Annotated in this window: 15 protein-coding genes; 11 read left to right on the plus strand and 4 right to left on the minus strand. The window is 66.4% G+C overall.

What is annotated here, in order from left to right:
- Position 1: 1 nt before the first annotated feature.
- Genes AC1RKI_RS01700 through AC1RKI_RS01715 form a run of 4 tightly spaced genes read left to right on the plus strand, consistent with a single transcriptional unit; the run spans position 2 to position 3,502 of the window.
- Positions 2-1,261, plus strand: coding sequence for a vWA domain-containing protein (locus AC1RKI_RS01700; protein ID WP_492794075.1), 1,260 nt, complete (start codon positions 2-4; stop codon positions 1,259-1,261).
- The gene (locus AC1RKI_RS01705) at positions 1,252-1,845 is read left to right on the plus strand and encodes an SRPBCC family protein (protein WP_492794073.1); all 594 of its coding nucleotides are present in this window, start codon (positions 1,252-1,254) and stop codon (positions 1,843-1,845) included. The genes AC1RKI_RS01700 and AC1RKI_RS01705 overlap by 10 nt, the downstream gene beginning before the upstream one ends.
- Positions 1,818-2,885 (plus strand): XdhC family protein, encoded by a 1,068-nt coding sequence (locus AC1RKI_RS01710; protein ID WP_492794071.1) that lies wholly within the window; start codon positions 1,818-1,820, stop codon positions 2,883-2,885. The genes AC1RKI_RS01705 and AC1RKI_RS01710 overlap by 28 nt, the downstream gene beginning before the upstream one ends.
- Positions 2,882-3,502: a nucleotidyltransferase family protein gene (locus tag AC1RKI_RS01715; protein ID WP_244786651.1), complete on the plus strand. Its 621-nt coding sequence runs from the start codon at positions 2,882-2,884 to the stop codon at positions 3,500-3,502. Before AC1RKI_RS01710 ends, AC1RKI_RS01715 begins: the two co-directional genes overlap by 4 nt.
- Before the next feature lie 105 nt (positions 3,503-3,607).
- On the opposite strand, the gene AC1RKI_RS01720 is transcribed toward AC1RKI_RS01715, so the two are convergent.
- From AC1RKI_RS01720 to otsB, 3 genes are read right to left on the minus strand one after another with little or no spacing between them, the layout of a single operon-like run.
- A complete protein-coding gene (locus tag AC1RKI_RS01720) occupies positions 3,608-5,002 on the minus strand; it encodes an alpha,alpha-trehalose-phosphate synthase (UDP-forming) (protein ID WP_061958657.1) in 1,395 nt (464 codons plus the stop codon).
- Between the two features lie 30 nt (positions 5,003-5,032).
- Entirely contained in the window at positions 5,033-6,847 is a 1,815-nt protein-coding gene (locus AC1RKI_RS01725) for a glycoside hydrolase family 15 protein (protein ID WP_061958678.1), read from the minus strand.
- A gap of 50 nt (positions 6,848-6,897) precedes the next feature.
- Complete coding sequence (gene otsB, locus AC1RKI_RS01730; protein ID WP_150980162.1) at positions 6,898-7,692, minus strand: trehalose-phosphatase; 795 nt, start codon at positions 7,690-7,692, stop codon at positions 6,898-6,900.
- 186 nt (positions 7,693-7,878) lie between these two features.
- Here otsB and ilvA point away from each other — a divergent pair, with 186 nt between their 5' ends.
- The gene (gene ilvA / locus AC1RKI_RS01735) at positions 7,879-9,414 is read left to right on the plus strand and encodes a threonine ammonia-lyase, biosynthetic (RefSeq protein WP_061958679.1); all 1,536 of its coding nucleotides are present in this window, start codon (positions 7,879-7,881) and stop codon (positions 9,412-9,414) included.
- A gap of 8 nt (positions 9,415-9,422) precedes the next feature.
- Positions 9,423-10,256 carry an NADPH-dependent 7-cyano-7-deazaguanine reductase QueF gene (gene queF / locus AC1RKI_RS01740; protein WP_061958659.1) on the plus strand — a complete coding sequence of 278 codons (834 nt, stop codon included), beginning with the start codon at positions 9,423-9,425 and terminating at the stop codon, positions 10,254-10,256.
- Between the two features lie 75 nt (positions 10,257-10,331).
- Here the strand turns inward: queF and AC1RKI_RS01745 are convergent, their stop codons facing one another.
- The gene (locus AC1RKI_RS01745; protein ID WP_492794335.1) at positions 10,332-11,711 is read right to left on the minus strand and encodes a carbohydrate porin; all 1,380 of its coding nucleotides are present in this window, start codon (positions 11,709-11,711) and stop codon (positions 10,332-10,334) included.
- A gap of 265 nt (positions 11,712-11,976) precedes the next feature.
- Here AC1RKI_RS01745 and AC1RKI_RS01750 point away from each other — a divergent pair, with 265 nt between their 5' ends.
- From AC1RKI_RS01750 to AC1RKI_RS01770, 5 genes are read left to right on the plus strand one after another with little or no spacing between them, the layout of a single operon-like run.
- Positions 11,977-12,651 (plus strand): TetR/AcrR family transcriptional regulator, encoded by a 675-nt coding sequence (locus tag AC1RKI_RS01750; protein ID WP_061958662.1) that lies wholly within the window; start codon positions 11,977-11,979, stop codon positions 12,649-12,651.
- 21 nt (positions 12,652-12,672) lie between these two features.
- Positions 12,673-13,644, plus strand: coding sequence for an HlyD family secretion protein (locus AC1RKI_RS01755; protein WP_061958663.1), 972 nt, complete (start codon positions 12,673-12,675; stop codon positions 13,642-13,644).
- Entirely contained in the window at positions 13,641-14,651 is a 1,011-nt protein-coding gene (locus tag AC1RKI_RS01760; RefSeq protein WP_061958664.1) for an ABC transporter ATP-binding protein, read from the plus strand. The genes AC1RKI_RS01755 and AC1RKI_RS01760 overlap by 4 nt, the downstream gene beginning before the upstream one ends.
- Positions 14,648-15,811 carry an ABC transporter permease gene (locus AC1RKI_RS01765; protein WP_150980129.1) on the plus strand — a complete coding sequence of 388 codons (1,164 nt, stop codon included), beginning with the start codon at positions 14,648-14,650 and terminating at the stop codon, positions 15,809-15,811. Before AC1RKI_RS01760 ends, AC1RKI_RS01765 begins: the two co-directional genes overlap by 4 nt.
- 15 nt (positions 15,812-15,826) lie before the next feature.
- Complete coding sequence (locus tag AC1RKI_RS01770) at positions 15,827-17,311, plus strand: efflux transporter outer membrane subunit (RefSeq protein WP_492794067.1); 1,485 nt, start codon at positions 15,827-15,829, stop codon at positions 17,309-17,311.

Genomic DNA, 17,311 nt, shown 5'->3' on the forward strand with positions numbered 1-17,311 from the left:
TATGGCGCACGCCGCACCGATCGTCCGCCAGGCCGCGCCGCACGCGCTGCCGATGCTGGCGCGCAATGTCGCGCATTTCATGCGGCTGCTGCGCGGTGCGGGCTTCGGCCTGTCGCCCGCGCATGCCGTGGATGCGCTCGACGCGCTGCGGCATGTCGACATCGGCACGCGCGCCGAAGTACGCGCCGCGCTGGCCGCGCTGGTGCTGTCCGGGCCCGAGCAACGGCCGTTGTTCGACGCGGCCTTCGACCTGTTCTGGCGCGATCCCGACTGGGAAGGCAAGCTGCGCGCGATGCTGCTGCCGCGCGTGGATGCGGGCGCGCCGCCGCCCAAACGCAGCAATCGCCTGGCCGATGCGCTGGCCGCACGGCAGCCGTCGACGCCGAAACCGGCCCAGCCGCCGCGCGAGGAACACTTCACCGCGCCGCTGACCTTTTCCGGCCAGGAACGCTTGGCCAGCCGCGATTTCGAAACGCTGGGCGCCGAAGAATGGCGCGCGCTGCAGCATCTGGTGCGCACACGCCGCGCGCACCTGGCGCTGCAGCGCACCCGGCGCCTGCGCGCGGCCGCCAGCGGCACGCACGCCGACCTGCGCGCGAGCGCACGACTGGCGGTGCGTCAGCACGGCGAATGGCTGCGCTGGAAATTCCGCAAGCATGCCGAACGCAAGCCGCCGGTCGTGCTGCTGCTCGATATTTCCGGATCGATGAGCCAATACTCGCGCGCGGTGCTGTACTTCTGCCATGCGCTGATGCAATCGCGTGAACGCATGCATGTGTTCCTGTTCGGCACCCGGCTCACCAACGTGACGCGCGCATTGCGCGAACGCGATCCCGACGAGGCCGTGACGCTGATCACCGAACAGGTACGCGATTGGGCCGGCGGCACCCGCATCGGCGCCGCACTCGCCGCGTTCAACCGCCAGTGGGCGCGCCGCACGCTGTCGGGCCGCGCCACGGTGCTGCTGGTCAGCGATGGCATCGATCTCGAACATATCGAATTGCTCGATCAGGAAATGGCGCGGCTGCGCCGCTTCGCCCATCGCATCGTGTGGCTCAATCCGCTGCTGCGCTATGCGGGGTTTTCGCCACAGGCGCGCGGCATGCAGGCCATCCTGCCGCATGTCGATGCGCTGCGGCCGGCGCACAACCTCGAAAGTCTTTTCGCGCTGGAATCGCTGCTGGCAGACCCCGGCACCCGGCGCGCCGTTCCACCCGTGAGACAAACCAGCCTCGGCAAAGGAATCCCGCCATGGAAATGACCCAGACCCAACGCCTGCCGGTGCCGCAACAGGTGGCATGGGAAGCGCTGAACGACCCGGCGCTGCTCAAGCAATGTATCCCCGGATGTGAGAGCATCGAGCCCGATGGCGAAAACGCCTATCAACTGGTGCTGACCGCGGCGGTCGGGCCGGTCAAGGCGCGCTTCAAGGGACGCATGGCGTTGCAGGACATCCACGCGCCCGACAGCTACACCATCCAGTTCGACGGACAGGGCGGCGCGGCCGGATTCGGCAAGGGCTCTGCGAACGTGACGCTGGCGCCCGAAGGCGACGAGACGCTGCTGACCTACGTCGTGCAGGCGCAGGTGGGCGGCAAGATCGCCCAGATCGGCTCGCGCCTGGTGGATGCCGCTGCGCGCAAGATGGCCGACGCGTTCTTTGCGCGCTTCACCGAAGCGGTGGGCGGCAACGATAGTGGCAACGACGGCGACAGCGAAGCGCCGCACAGTGACAACAACGATACCCAGAGCAACGGGGCCGCCGGCGACAGTGACGCGGGCGGCGAAGAGAATCAGGAAAAGAAGCGGAAACGATCATGGACAGCGTGGATCTCGAAGTCCTGAAGAGCAGCGTCAAGTGGCAGCAAGAAGGACATGGCGTATTGCTGGTAACGGTGGTTAGAACGTGGGGCTCGTCGCCACGTCCGGAAGGCGCCATGCTGGCGGTGCGTGACGACGGCCTGGTGGTCGGCTCGGTATCGGGCGGCTGCATCGAGGACGACATCATCTATCGCGTGCATCGCGAAGGCATCCGGGCCACACGCCCGGAAGCGATGAAATACGGCATCAGCGCCGAGGAAGCGCACCGCTTCGGCCTGCCCTGCGGCGGCACGATCGAACTCGTGGCCGAGCCGCTGGCGGCGCACAGCGGCATTGCCGAATTGCTCGCAGCCGTGGAAGGCGGCCGGCTGGTCGCGCGCTCGCTCGACATGGCCAGCGGGCGCGCCACGCTCGCGCATGCCGAAGCGGCCGATGGCCTGTCGTTCGACGGCAAGACGCTGCTGACGATTCACGGCCCCCGCTATCGCATGCTTGTGATCGGCGCGGGCCAGTTGTCGAAGTATCTGTGCCAGATCGCGGTGGGGCTGGGATTCCAGGTCACCGTGTGCGACCCGCGCGAGGAATACACGGAAACTTGGGATATCCCCGGCGTGACCATGGTGCGCACGATGCCCGACGACACCGTGATGGAAATGAAGCTCGACGAACGCTGCGCGGTCATCGCCCTCACGCACGATCCCAAGCTCGACGATCTGGCGCTGATGGAAGCGCTGCGCACGCCCGCGTTCTATGTCGGCGCGCTGGGTTCGCGCCGCAACAACCAGGCGCGGCGCGAACGCCTCAAGGAATTCGATCTGACCGACCAGCAGCTGGCGCGCCTGCATGGTCCCGTCGGCATCTATATCGGCAGCCGCACGCCGCCCGAGATCGCCATCTCGGTGCTGGCCGAAGTGATCGCCGCGAAGAACCACGTATCGCTGCCGGACATCCTGCAGGTGGAAGGCGCCAAGGCCGCACGCGAGATCGCGGCGGGCGAGGCCGAATGCCCGATCCCGTCGCAGGCGTCGCCTACTGCGACAACCACTTCCGCGACGTCGTCATGAGCAAACCCGCCCGCCCCGCGCTGACGCAGACCGACCTGCCAACCGGCATCCTGCTGGCCGCCGGATTCGGTCGCCGCTTTGATCCGCAGGGCTTGCGCAACAAGCTCCTGGAGAAAATGCCGGACGGCCGCACGGTGGCCTGGCGCAGCGCGCGCACGCTGGCGGCCGGACTGCCGAACTCGATTGCGGTGGTGCGTCCCGGACAGCCGGAACTGGCGGAAGAATTGCGACGCGGCGGCTGCCAGGTCATCGAGTCCGCCGCAGCCGAGGCAGGCATGGGCGCGGCGTTGCGGGCCGGCGTGGCGGCCAGCGCCGATGCACGCGGCTGGGTGGTGGCGCTGGCTGACATGCCATGGCTGTCGATGGAACTGGTGCGCGCAGTGGCGCTGACGATCGCCGCGCGCGACACCATTGCCGCGCCGTGGCGCAACGGACAGCGCGGCCATCCGGTCGGTTTCGGCGCGGCGTGGCGCGACGAACTGCTGCGGCTCGATGGCGACGAAGGCGCTCGCGCGCTGCTCAAAACGCAGCCGGTCACGCGCGTGCTGACCGAGGACGACGGCGCGTTCCGCGATATCGACACACCGGCGGATCTGACGCCCAGTCCACTGCGCTAGGCGGCAGCGAACGCCTGCCGGAGCCACAGGCGCCGGCAACGCGCTCATCAAGCGACGCGACTGCACCTTGGCCCAAGGCGCCCTTAGCCTGCGTTCAGCGACCGGTCAACCCCCGTCCGTATCCATCAACGCGCGCAGGTATTCGCTGCTCCACCAGTGCACATCCTGCTGGCGAATCCGTTCCAGCAATTTCTGATGACGCGCGCGGCGTTCCGACAGCGGCATGTGCAGCGCCTGCTGAATCGCCTGCGCCGTGGCGCGCGTGTCGTACGGATTGACCAGCAGCGCTTCCTTGAGCTGTTCGGCGGCGCCGGCGAAGCGCGACAGCACCAGCACGCCCGGATCGTCGGGATCCTGCGCGGCGATATATTCCTTGGCCACCAGATTCATGCCATCGCGCAGCGGCGTCACCAGCGCCACGCTGCTGGCGCGGCAAAGCCCCGGCAGCCGGCGCCGGGAGGTCGAGCGGTGGATATACCGCACCGGCATCCAGTCCAGTTCGCCGTATTCGCTGTTGATCGCGCCCGTGATGCCTTCCATGTCGCGCCGCAGGTCAGCATACGCATCGACCGATTCGCGCGACGGTGCGGCGATCTGGATCAGCGTGGCGCTGGACCGGTTCTCGGGATACTCGGCCAGCAGGGTCTGGAACGCCTTGAGCCGCTGCGGCAGGCCCTTGGAATAATCGAGCCGGTCGATCCCCAGCAGCAGACGCCGCGTCGAGTACTGGCCGCGCATCATCTCGTAGGTTTCGGTCGCGTCCGATTCGCGGCCCAGCTCGATGAATTCGTCCACATCGATGCCGATCGGAAACGCCTGTGCGCGCACGGTGCGATGAAAAGCGCGGAAGCGATATTCGCCCATCGGCTCGGCGCCCGCCTCGCCTTGCACATAGCGCGAGAAATGATCGAGATCGGCCTGGCTCTGGAAACCCAGCAGGTCGTACGCGAACAACGCGCGCATCAGCCATTCGTGCTGCGGAATGGCTGCCAGGATCAGCGGCGGCGGCAACGGGACGTGCAGGAAGAATCCGATGCGCTGGCCGCAGCCGATGGCGCGTAGTTCCGAAGCCAGCGGGATCAGGTGGTAATCGTGGATCCAGATCACGTCGTCGGGCTTGAGCAGCGGCGCCAGCTTGCGCGCGAACAGCTGGTTCACGCGCCGATAGGCGTTCAGGTTGCCGCCCGAATCGAAATCGGCCAGGTCCACGCGATAGTGGAGCACCGGCCAGAGCACGCCGTTGCTATAGCCGAGGTAATACGAATCGTGATCCTCGCGGCTCAGGTCCACGGTGGCCAGCGTCACGTTGCCAGCCTGCGTCTGATGCAGTTCACCTTCGCCTGGCGTGCCGCCGTGCGCCGCGTCCACCACCTTTCCGCTCCAGCCGAACCACAGGCCGCCAGTCTTGTTGAGCGCCTCGGAGAGCGCCACTGCAAGCCCACCCGCCGCATGGTTGCGCGGATCCGCGACCCGGTTCGATACCGCTACTAGTCTGCCCATATGTACGTTGTGTGGTTGCCAATCCTTTCTTCAGATCACGGTGTCCCAGGGTGCCGACAGCCGCATGGCACCGTTGATCAGGCCGACCATCGAATAGGTCTGCGGGAAGTTGCCCCACATCTCTCCGGTGATCGGGTGTGTGTCCTCCGAGAGCAATCCAAGCGGATTGCGCGCGGCCAGCATGGCCTCGAAGATCTCGCGCGCCTCTTCGCGCCGGCCAATGCGGGCCAGCGCGTCGATACGCCAGAAGGTGCAGATATTGAAGGCCGTCTCGGGCTTGCCGAAATCGTCCGGTGCCTCGTAGCGCCGCATGTATGGCCCATCGCACAGCGATTCCTCGAGCGCCTTCACGGTCGAGACGAAGCGCGGATCCTTCGGGTCGATGAAGTTGACCTCGGCCATCAGCAGCACGCTGGCGTCCAGTTCCTTGCCGCCGAAGCTCTCGGCGAAGGCCTGCCGCTGCTCGTTCCACGATTCCTCAAGAATGCGCGTCTTCATGCGATGCGCGTGGTCGTGCCAGTACGCGGCGCGCGCGGGCTGTTCGAGCTTGACGGCGATCTTGGCCAGGCGGTCGCACGCCACCCAGCTCATCAGCGCCGACGAGGTGTGAATGCGCGCACGCGTGCGCAATTCCCACATGCCCGCGTCGGGCGTGCCGAACACGCGCACCGCCTGCTCGCCCACGTCCTCGAGCCTGCGGAATTCGGCGGGACCGCCGCGAAACAGCAGGCGGTGGTCGTGAAACGCCTGCGCAGCGGCCAGCACCACGTTGCCGTAGACATCGTGCTGAAAGTGTTCCTGCGCCTGATTGCCGACGCGCACCGGGCCCATACCGCGATAACCGCCCAAGTGGTCGAGGATGCTTTCGGGCAGTTCGCGCTCCAGCCCGATGCCGTAGAGGGGCTGGATATGGCCGTCCTGCGACTGCATCACCACGTTCGAGAGCCAGCGCAGATAGTCTTCCATCGTGCCGACTTCGGACAGGCTGTTCAGCGCGCGTACCACGAAAAACGCGTCGCGCAGCCAGCAGTAGCGGTAGTCCCAGTTGCGTCCGCTGCCCGGCGCCTCGGGAATGCTGGTGGTCATCGCCGCCACGATCGCGCCCGTTTCCTCGTAGAGCGACATTTTCAGCGTGATGGCAGCGCGGATCACCGCTTCCTGCCACTCGCGCGGCACCGCGAGCCGGCGGCTCCACAGGCGCCAGTACGCGGTGGTTTCCTGTTCGAAATCGCGCGCGATGTCTTCCACGCTGTGCGTCAGCGTTTCATCGGGCCCGAGGATGAAGTTGTAGCCGCGCGTGACCAGGAACGGCGTCTGCGACAGCACGTAGGCCAGCGGCGCATCGGTGGTCATGCGCAGTGTCATGTCCTCGCCGACGTAGCGCACGTGGCTGCTGCCGCGCGTGACCTGCGGCTTGGTGCGTCCCCAGTTGAAACGCGGCGCGACGGTCACGCGCACGCGCGGCGCGCCGTGGATCGGCCGGATGCGCCGCACCAGCGTCAGCGGCCGGAAGTAGCGGCCGAGCCGGAAAAAGCGCGGGCAGAAATCGGTGATCTCGAGGCAGCCGCCATGGCGGTCGATCAGCCGCGTGCGCAGCACGGCGGTGTTCGGCTCGTACCACTGCGTGGCCTCATGAAAGTCTTCGATCTCGATGTTGAAATGCCCGGCGTTCTCGCTGGTGTCCAGCAACGCGTTGAACACCGGATCGCCGTCGAAGCGCGGCATGCAGCACCACACGATGCGTCCGCGCCCATCCACCAGCGCGGAAAACGCACAGTTGCCGATCATGCCCAGCGACAGCGACGGTTCGGCCTGGCGACAGGAATCGTCCGAATCGGTGTTGATCGCGGGCGCCTCGGTGGCAACCGTGGGGTTGAGGTTGGCAGGTTCACTCACTACAGGTCCTCCCTGTCTGGCGATGGGGGTGAGAGGGAATGCTGACCGTTGCGCTGCGCCATCTGCTGAGTCAGTGCATGCGCACAACGGTGCAGCCAGCTGCGCAGGGCGGCAGGCCCTGTCACGCTGACCGATGCGGCGGTGGCGCGCTGGCCGACCAGCACGCCGATGCCGCCAAGTTCGCGTACCACGCTGAAGCCGGCTTCGTCGGTGACGTCATCGCCGGCGAACACGGGCAGGCGGCCGGCAAACGGCGGCGAACGCATGAACGTGGCAATCGCACCGCCCTTGTCGACGCCGGCCGGCTTGATTTCCACCACCATCTTGCCGGGCAGCGCTTCCAGGCCGACCGCATCGCGCAGCACGTCGGCCACGGCCGCGCGCACCAGCGGTTCGAGTTCCGGAACCTGCCGGTAATGAATCGCCACGGCGACCGATTTTCGTTCGAGCTGCAGCCCCGGATGGCGCGCCACAAGTGCCTCCAGATGGGGCAGTAGCGGGCCGATGCCGGGCGCCGGCGGGCGCACGATGCGCTCGGCGCCGTTACGGAATTCCGCGCCGTGCACGCCCGCGGCAGGCAGGCGCAACGGCTGCAGGAAGTGATCGAGCTCGGCCACGGGCCGGCCGGAGACAATCGCCAGCGCGCCATCGAGGCAGACATGCAGCGCACGCAGCGTGCCGACCAGTTCCGGTTCGACCTGCACCAGCTCGGGGCGCGGCGCGAGGTCCGCCAGCGTGCCGTCGAAGTCCAGAAACAGCGCGGTATTGGGTTCGATAAGAGGTAGCGGGGGCATCGCGTGAAACCGTAACACGTCGATTTGACGAGCGTCCACCGGGCGCTGTCCTACAACAGTGGCCTTTGCGGCACGTTTGCGTTGCGGACCCGTTGGCCGGGGCCGCCCGTGCGCCATCCATTATCATTGGCGCTTTCCGCCGATTTTTCCGGCTTTTTTTGCCACCGCGCCGTGGCAACCGCAGACATGACCCGCACCCCAGCCCAGCCCGACTATTTGAAGAAGATCCTGACCGCCAAGGTGTACGACGTGGCCCAGGAAACCGAGCTTACCTATGCGAGCGCGCTGTCGGCGCGCACCAATAATGCGGTGTGGTTCAAGCGCGAGGACACCCAGCCCGTGTTCTCGTTCAAGCTGCGGGGCGCGTACAACAAGATGGCGTCCCTCGCGCCGGAAGAGCTCAAGCGCGGCGTGATCGCGGCATCGGCCGGCAACCATGCGCAGGGGGTGGCCCTCTCGGCCGCGCGGCTGCAGTGCAAGGCGATCATCGCGATGCCCACCACCACGCCGCAGGTGAAGATCGACGCGGTGCGCGAGCGCGGCGGCGAATGGGTGCAGATCGTGTTGCACGGCGATTCGTACAGCGACGCCTACCTGCACGCGGCCGAGCTGGAAAAGAAGCACAAGCTGACCTTTATCCATCCGTTCGACGATCCCGACGTGATTGCCGGCCAGGGCACCATCGCGATGGAAATCCTGCGCCAGCATCCGGGCCCGATCCACGCGATCTTCGTCGCGATCGGCGGCGGCGGCCTGATTTCCGGCATCGCGTCGTACGTCAAGGCCGTGCGCCCGGAGATCAAGGTGATTGGCGTGCAGACCTACGATTCGGACGCGATGAAGCGTTCGATCGACGCCGGCAAGCGCGTCGAGTTGAAGGACGTGGGCCTGTTCTCCGACGGCACCGCCGTGAAGCTGGTCGGCAAGGAAACCTTCCGCATTACGCGCGAGCTGGTCGACGACATCATCCTGGTCGACACCGACGCAATCTGCGCGGGCCTCAAGGATGTCTTCCAGGACACGCGCAGCATCCTGGAACCGGCCGGCGCGCTGGCCGTGGCGGGCCTGAAGGCCTACGCCGCGCGCGAAAAGCTCAAGAACCAGCACCTCGTGGCGATCGCCTGCGGCGCCAACATGAACTTCGACCGCCTGCGCTTCGTGGCCGAACGCGCCGAGGTGGGCGAAGCGCGCGAGGCGATCTTCGCCGTGACGATCCCCGAGGAACGCGGCAGCTTCAAGCGCTTCTGCGAGCAGGTTGGCACGCGCAGCGTGACCGAGTTCAACTACCGCATCGCCGACACCGGCGTGGCGCATATCTTTGTGGGCGTGCAGATCGCCAGCCGCGCGGAAAGCGACAAGATCGCCGCCAATTTCCGCCGCCACGGCTTCGACACGCTGGACCTGTCCAATGACGAGCTGGCCAAGCAGCACATCCGCTACATGGTCGGCGGCCATTCGCCGCTGGCGCACGACGAGCTGCTGTATCGCTTCGAATTCCCCGAGCGGCCGGGCGCGCTGATGCGTTTCCTGTCGAGCATGAGCCCGAACTGGAACATCAGCCTGTTCCACTACCGCAACCAGGGCGCCGACACCTCGAACATCCTGGTCGGCATCCAGGTGCCGAAAAACGAGAAGCGCGCATTCCGCAGCTTCCTTTCCACGCTCGGTTACGTACACTGGGACGAGACCGACAATCCCGTCTACAAGCTGTTCCTGTCCTGAATCGAATCATGACGCTTCCTGAGCACTCGCCGCTAGGCAAGGCCTCGGCCTACAAGACCGAATACGATCCCACCCTGCTGTTTCCGATTCCGCGCCAGGCCAAGCGCACGGAAATCGGCCTCGATGAAGGCAAGGCGCTGCCGTTTTTTGGCGTCGACATCTGGAATGCCTACGAGGTGTCCTGGCTCAATCTCAAGGGCAAGCCGCAGGTGGCGCTGGCCACGTTCATCATTCCGGCCGATACGCCGAATATCGTCGAATCGAAGTCGTTCAAGCTGTATCTGAATTCGTTCAACCAGACCAAGCTGGCATCGGCCGAAGCGCTGCAGCAGATGCTCCAGCGCGATGTCTCGGCGGCCACGGGCGGCACGGTGCAGGTGCGGCTGGTGACCGAGGCCGATCTGGGCACGCAGAAGATGGGCGAACTGGACGGCCTGCTGCTGGACCGGCTCGACATCGAGACCGACATCTACGAGCCGGACCCGACGCTGCTCAAGGCCGATCAGGAAGAGTCGCCCGTGGAGGAATCGCTGGTGTCGCATCTGCTGAAGTCGAACTGCCTGGTGACGGGGCAACCCGACTGGGGCAGCGTGCAGATCCGCTACGTGGGCGCACCGATCGACCAGGAAGGCCTACTCAAGTATCTGATCTCGTTCCGCAACCACAACGAGTTTCACGAGCAATGCGTCGAGCGGATCTTCACCGACGTGATGCGCATGTGCAAGCCGGTAAAACTTGCGGTCTACGCGCGCTACACACGTCGCGGCGGGCTCGACATCAACCCGTTCCGCACCAACTTCAACACGCCGTGGCCCGATAACCGGCGCAACGCGCGGCAGTAAGCACCGCACCGGCAGGCGTTTCCTGCCGCCCTCGCCGTCACTGCGTTGCGCGGGATCCCGCGCAACGCGCGTCGCTCAGAACTCCGCGTGCGCGCGGATGCCGATGAATTTGGCCGGTCCGCGATCGCGGTTGTAGCCGGGGTTTCGCACATACTGGAAATCCGGGCTCAGGCTCAGCGTCTTCCACACGGCAATGCTGTAGTAGATCTCGAAGACCTGTTCTGGCCCATAGCGCAGCGCGCCATCGCCAAGGAACGCGCCCAGTCCGCCGGCGGCCAGGTAGCTGCGGTGCGATGATCCCAGCATGTTCACCGCCACCGCAATGCCCAGTTCGTCATTGGGACGGCCCCATGACGCGCCCTTGAGCGTGCCGCCGCCCGACACCTGCCGGCCGATTTCCGTGAACGCGTAAGTTTCTGTCTTGTCATCGGACCAGTTGGCGCGCACGAACACGCCGGCGCCGTCGGCCACTTCCTGCAGCAGCGCAACGCCCACCCCCGTCTTGGTGTGCTCGCGGCGGACTTCGCCCACATCGGGGGTCACGCCGTTGGCCTGGCCGAATGCGATCGCATCGTTGAAGGCGCCCATGTTGGCCTTGTTCCGCCACAGCAGCAGCCGCGCCTGCCCTGGGCGGCCTGCGATGGCATAGCGCTTTTCCAGTTCCAGCATCTGGCCGTAGTGCTCGAACAGCCGCGTGTCGAGCGCGCGGCCGTTCGATTCCTGCGGCTGCAGGAAATGCCCGAAGCGCGCCGACCAGCCATCGCCGATGTATTCGATGGCCGCGCCCCAGTCGTAGCCGCGCGAATCGGCCGGGTAATCCCAGGAGCCGTGCGTCATGAACGACCAGTTCATGAATTGCGTGCGCGGGTCCGACCCATAGGGATTCACGTCGAACACATCGATCACGCCGAAGTTGCCGGCGGTCAGCACGACGCGCTGCTTGTCGACGGTACGCGCGAACTGGTTGAAATCGGCCTCAAGCGTTTCCTCGCCGCCGCCCATGCCCCAGTACTGCCGGATAAAGGCGCGGGCGCGATAGACCTTGGGGCTCGTGCTGGCCGTCTTGGCCAGTTCGCCATTGGACAGGCCGCCCATGCCGTGCAACTCGGAAAATGGCACGCCCTGTGCCACCTCGGGGTTGAGGTGGAATTCGGCTCCCTTCCAGAGCCGCAGGCCCAGGTCAAACGTGGCGGTGAACGAATAGCTCTTGGCACGATTCGGCGTCAGGCTGTTTTCCCCGGAGTACGCGGCGCCGAACGACGGCTTGCGCTGCCAGATGTAGGTGGTCTGGCCGTGGAAAGCGAACGGGCTTTCCAGATCGTTGACGAGCGGCACGCTGGCCGCAGGCGGGTTCACGGCCGTCGTTTCCTGCGCCTGGGCCGCCCACGGCAATGCCGTACTCGCGACGATGCAGGCGGCGAGGTGACGGACAAAGCGAGGGCGCGGCCGCGGCATGGCGGCCAGGAAACGGAAACGCAGCATAGGAAACCCGGGATGCGGATGCACCAACCACGGGCACCCTTCTGGACAGGCGCGAGCATAGCCAAGCCCACATGACATGTCTACCTCGCTTTGCTGCGTTGCAGCATTCCTCCAACGCTTGCTTTATCAACACGTGCCGGTGAAGCCAAGCCGACGTTGTAACGGATCTTGTATTAATTAATTCGAAAATTAATATTGAGCGGAATTCGCTGACTTCGACGTATCTGAACCGGTTCCGATGCCTGCTCGCACGCCACCCGATCCACCGCGCCGCCCTGGCCGCCCTGCCGCGCAGGCAGCCGACGCCGGCCAGCGCGACCGCCTGATCGACGCCGCCGTCACGCTGTTTGCCCGCCACGGCGTGGCGGCGACGTCGACCAAGGCCATCGCCGCCGGGGCTGGCGTCACGCCCGCGCTGGTCCATTACTACTTTGGCGACCGCGACGCGCTGCTCGACGCGATCTTCGAAGAACGGCTGCAGCCGCTGATCGAGCATGTCTTCGGGACGCTCCAGGCCGGTCCGCCCGACCCCGTCGCACGCATCCAGGCGCTGGCCGGTCAGTTGATCCGCACCGCGTCGGCCACGCCATGGTTTCCGGGCCTGTGGATCCGCGAGATCGTCGGCACCGAGGGCCAGTTGCGCGAGCGGCTGTTGCAGCGGGTGGCCCTGCAACGCGCGCAGTTGATCATCAATCCGCTGGCGGCCGCCCATGCGCAGGGCCGCCTAAATCCCGACCTGGAGCCCGCGCTGGTGATGGTGTCGCTGATCGGACTGACGCTGTTGCCGCTGGCCACCACGCATATCTGGCGTGCTTTGCCCGGCGCCGCTGACATCGACACCGACACGCTGGTGCGCCACGTCACCGCCCTGCTGGGCCACGGCCTGTCCGCGCCGCCCAAGAACCCTGCCTGAACCTGGTATCCCGGAGCCCGCATGATGCTTCCCGTCCCGAACCGCGCCTGGCCCCTGCTTCTGGCCGCGATGACCGTGCCGCTACTCGCTGCCTGCAGCAACGACAAGACCACGACCTGGCAGGGCTATGTCGAAGGGGAATTCGTCGCGGTGGCGTCGCCGTTCGCGGGCCGGCTCGAAAAGCTTGCCGTCGACCGAGGCCAGCAGGTCGACAATGGCGCGCCGCTGTTCACGCTGGAATCGGATGACGAACGCGCCGCGCGCCAGCAGGCCGCCGAGCAGGTGCGCGTGGCGCAGGCACAACTGGCCGACATCCAGACCGGCAAGCGCCCGGTGGAAGTCGACGTCAATCGCGCGCAACTGCTGCAGGCGCAGGCGCAGGCCAATCGCAGCGCCGCGCAGCGCAAGCGCGACGAAGCGCAGTTCGAGATCGGCGGCATCTCGAAAGCGCAGCTCGACGAAAGCCGCGCCACCGCCGACGCCGACGCGGCACGCGTGCGCGAACTGCAGCGCGATATTGACGTCGCGCGCCTGCCCGGCCGCAAGGACCAACTGGCCGCGCAAAGCGCGCAAGTGGAGGCCGCGCGCGCAGCGCTGGCGCAGGCCGAATGGAAGCTGTCGCGCAAATCGGTCAACGCCACCGTGGCGGGCCTGGTCTACGACGTGCCGTTTCGCCCCGGCGAATGGGTGCCGGCCGGCAGCGCCGTAGTGCGCATGCTGCCGCCGGGCAACGTCAAGGTGCGCTTCTATGTGCCGGAGGCTGTGGTGGGATCGCTGCGCAATGGCCAGGCGGTCAGCATCCGCTGCGACGGTTGCGCGGCACCCGTCGCTGCCACGATCACCTACGTGTCGAACGAAGCCGAGTTCACGCCCCCGGTCATCTATAGCAACGAAACGCGGCGCAAACTGGTATTCCTGATCGAGGCCCGCCCCGCCACGGCCGACGCCCCGAAACTGCGTCCGGGCCAGCCGGTAGAGGTGGCGTCATCATGACGGCCGCGGCAAACGGCCAGGGCGGCCTGGCGATCGATGTGCACAACCTGAACAAGCACTTCGGTGACAAGCACGTGGTCAACGATCTGACCATGCAGGTGGCGCGCGGCGAGATCTTCGGCTTCCTTGGCCCCAACGGCAGCGGCAAGACCACGTCGATCCGCATGATGTGCGGCCTGCTGACCCCCGATTCGGGGTCGGGCACCTGCCTAGGATTCGACATCATCAAGGAAGCGGCGCAGATCAAGCGCAACGTCGGCTACATGACGCAGCGCTTTTCCTACTGGGAAGATCTGTCGATCCGCGAGAACCTCGATTTTGTCGCGCGCGTCTACGGCATGGCCAACCGCCGCGACGTCGTGGATCGTGCGCTGGAAGACCTGGGGCTGCAGTCTCGCGCCGAACAGCTGGCGGGCTCGCTGTCGGGCGGCTGGAAGCAGCGGCTGGCGCTGGCCGCGTGCCTGCTGCACAAGCCGCAGCTGTTGCTGCTCGATGAGCCCACGGCGGGCGTGGACCCGAAAGCGCGCCGCGACTTCTGGGAACAGCTGCATCAGTTGGCGGCGCAAGGCATCTCGGTGCTGGTCAGCACGCACTACATGGACGAGGCCGAGCGCTGCCACAAGCTTGCCTATATCGCGTACGGCAAGCTGCTGGCGCAAGGCACATCGGACGAGGTGGTCGCCAGCCAGCATCTGAGCACATGGAGCGTGGAAGGCGAAAACCTGGCCGCGCTGTCCGCGCAACTGCAAGGCAAGCCCGGCGTCGACCAGACCGTGGCGTTCGGCACCGCGCTGCACGTCACCGGCAAGGACCCCGCGCTGCTCGAACAGACGCTCAGGCAGGCCGCGGGCGCCAATCATCGGATCACGCCAGCGCAGACCAGCCTCGAAGACGTGTTCATCTACATGATGGGCGGCGCACAGGACAACATGGCCACTGCGGGCGCCGGCAAGCCGGCCGCGCGGGCTGGGCGGAGCCGGCCGCACGACACCCGGGAGCCGTCATGAACGCGCCACGGCAGCCATCGCGCTGGCATTCCGCGTTTTCCGTGCAGCGCTGGTGGAGCATCGTGCTCAAGGAATTCCTGCAACTGCGCCGCGACCGCGTGACGTTCGGCATGATCGTCGGCCTGCCGATCGTGCAGTTGCTGCTGTTCGGCTTTGCCATCAACAGCGATCCGCGCCATATGCCGACAGCAGTGATCGTGGCCGAGCACAGCGATTTCTCGCGCACGTTCCTCGCCGCGATGGAGAACACCACGTACTTCAAGATCGTCCGCACAATGCCCGACGAGCAATCCGGCCGCGAGGCGCTGTTGCGCGGCGATGTGCAGTTCGTGGTCAGCATCCCGGCCGATTTTTCGCGTCGGCTGCTGCACGGCGACCGGCCATCGATCCTGGTGGAAGCCGACGCTACCGATCCGTCCGCCACCGGCCCGGCGATCGCGGCGCTGGCGCAATTGCCGGGCACCGTCGCGCGGATCGACCTGAAAGGCGCGCTGGCACCGCTGGCAGGCGGCAAGCCCGCGTTCGATGTCAATGTGCAGCGGCTCTACAACCCGGAAGGCATCACGCAATACAACATCGTGCCGGGCCTGATGGGCACCATCCTGACCATGACGATGGTGATGATGACCGGCCTGGCGATGACGCGCGAACGCGAGCGCGGCACGATGGAAAACCTGCTGGCCACGCCGGTGCAGCCGATCGAGGTCATCTCGGGCAAGATCGTGCCGTACATCTTCATCGGGCTGGTGCAGGCCACCATCATCGTGCTGGCCGCGCACTTCGTCTTCGACGTGCCGTTCCTGGGTTCGGTAGTCGCGGTGTATCTGGCTGCGCTGCTGTTCATCGCGGCCAACCTGACCGTGGGCATCACGCTCTCGTCGCTGGCCAGCAATCAGTTGCAGGCGGTGCAGCTCACGTTCTTCTATTTCCTCCCCAACATCCTGCTCTCGGGCTTCATGTTTCCGTTCGCGGGTATGCCGCGCTGGGCGCAATGGATCGGCAACGTGCTGCCGATGACGTATTTCAACCGCATGATCCGCAGCATCATGCTCAAGGGCAGCGGTTGGACGGAACTGTGGCCCAACGTATGGCCCGTGGCATTGTTCACGGTGCTCATCATGGCGATTGCGGTGCGCTTCTACAAGCGCACGCTCGACTGACGGGAGAGCCCTGGCATGCGCACTCATCCAACCTTGAACATGTCGATGGCGACGATTGCGGCGGCGATGGCGCTGTTGCTCGGCGGCTGCACGGTGGGCCCCGATTTCCGCACGCCCGAACCGACCACGGACGCGCGCTACACGGCCAGCACCCAGCCCGCGCAGATGAGCGCGGCCGGATATCCCACGCAGACGCTGGCCACGGCCGATATTCCGCGGCAATGGTGGGCGTTGTTCCGCAATCCGCAGTTGGACGAGACGATCCGCGTCGCGCTGGCAAATAGTCCGACACTGGCCCAGGCGCAGGCGCGCTTGCGCGAGGCCCAGGAAAACCTGGCCGCGCGCACGGGTGCGACGCAGTTTCCGCAGGTCGACGCCAAGCTCAACGCCACGCGCCAGCAGGTGGATCTGACGTCGGTCGGCATCACGCAGTTTCCCAGCCCCGGGCCGTTCACGCTGTTCAATGCCAGCGTGCAGGTTTCCTATGCGCTCGACCTGTTCGGCGGACAGCGCCGCGAACTGGAGGGCTTGCAGGCGACGGTCGATTACCAACGCTTCGAACTCGAAGCCGCGCGCCTTTCGCTGGCCGCGAATGTGGCCACCGCGGCGATCCGCGAGGCCAGCCTGCGCGCGCAACTGGCCGACACGACCGCCATCGCACAGGCGCAACAGCGGCAACTCGGCATCCTTCAGGCGCGACTCGAAGCGGGCGGCGTGGCGCGCGTCGACGTGCAACGCCAGCAAGCGGAACTGGCGCAGACACAGGCGCTGATTCCGGCGCTTGCGCAGCAGCTCGATGCCACGCGCCATCAACTGGCCGTCTACGCGGGACAGACGCCGGCCAGCGCGCAACTGCCCGCATTCACGCTCGAAGACCTGCACCTGCCGGACACGCTGCCGCTTAGCCTGCCGTCCGAACTGGCGCGCCGCCGGCCGGACATTCGCGCGGCCGAAGCGCTGCTACATCAGGCATCGGCCAATATCGGCGTGGCCACGGCGAATCTCTATCCGCAGATCACGCTGACTGCCAGCGGCGGCACGCAGGAAATGCGCGCGCGCGATTTGTTCAACAGCATGAACATCTGGAGCCTCGCCGCCGGGGTGGTGCAGCCGGTGTTTCATGGTGGCGAGTTGCGCGCGCAAAAGCGCGCCAAGGAAGCGGCATACGAACAATCGCTGGGCGCATATCGACAAGCGGTATTGCAGGGCCTGCAGAACGTGGCGGACACGCTGCGCGCGCTCGACGCCGATGCGCAGACGCTGCAGGCCCGCGCCGACAACGCCCGGCAGACGCGCGACACATTGGCCATCGTCAGCGCGCAATACCGGCTGGGCGGCGTCAGCCAGTTCACCGTCATCGATGCGGAACGGCAGGCGCGCCAGGCCGCGCTCGATCTGTCGCAGGCCCGCGCCGCGCGGCTGGCCGATTCCGCCGCATTGATGCAGGCGCTGGGCGGCGGATGGTGGAACACGCAGGAAACGCCGGGCGCGATCGAGTAG

This window comes from Cupriavidus sp. GW822-FHT06G04 (genome assembly GCF_058799075.1).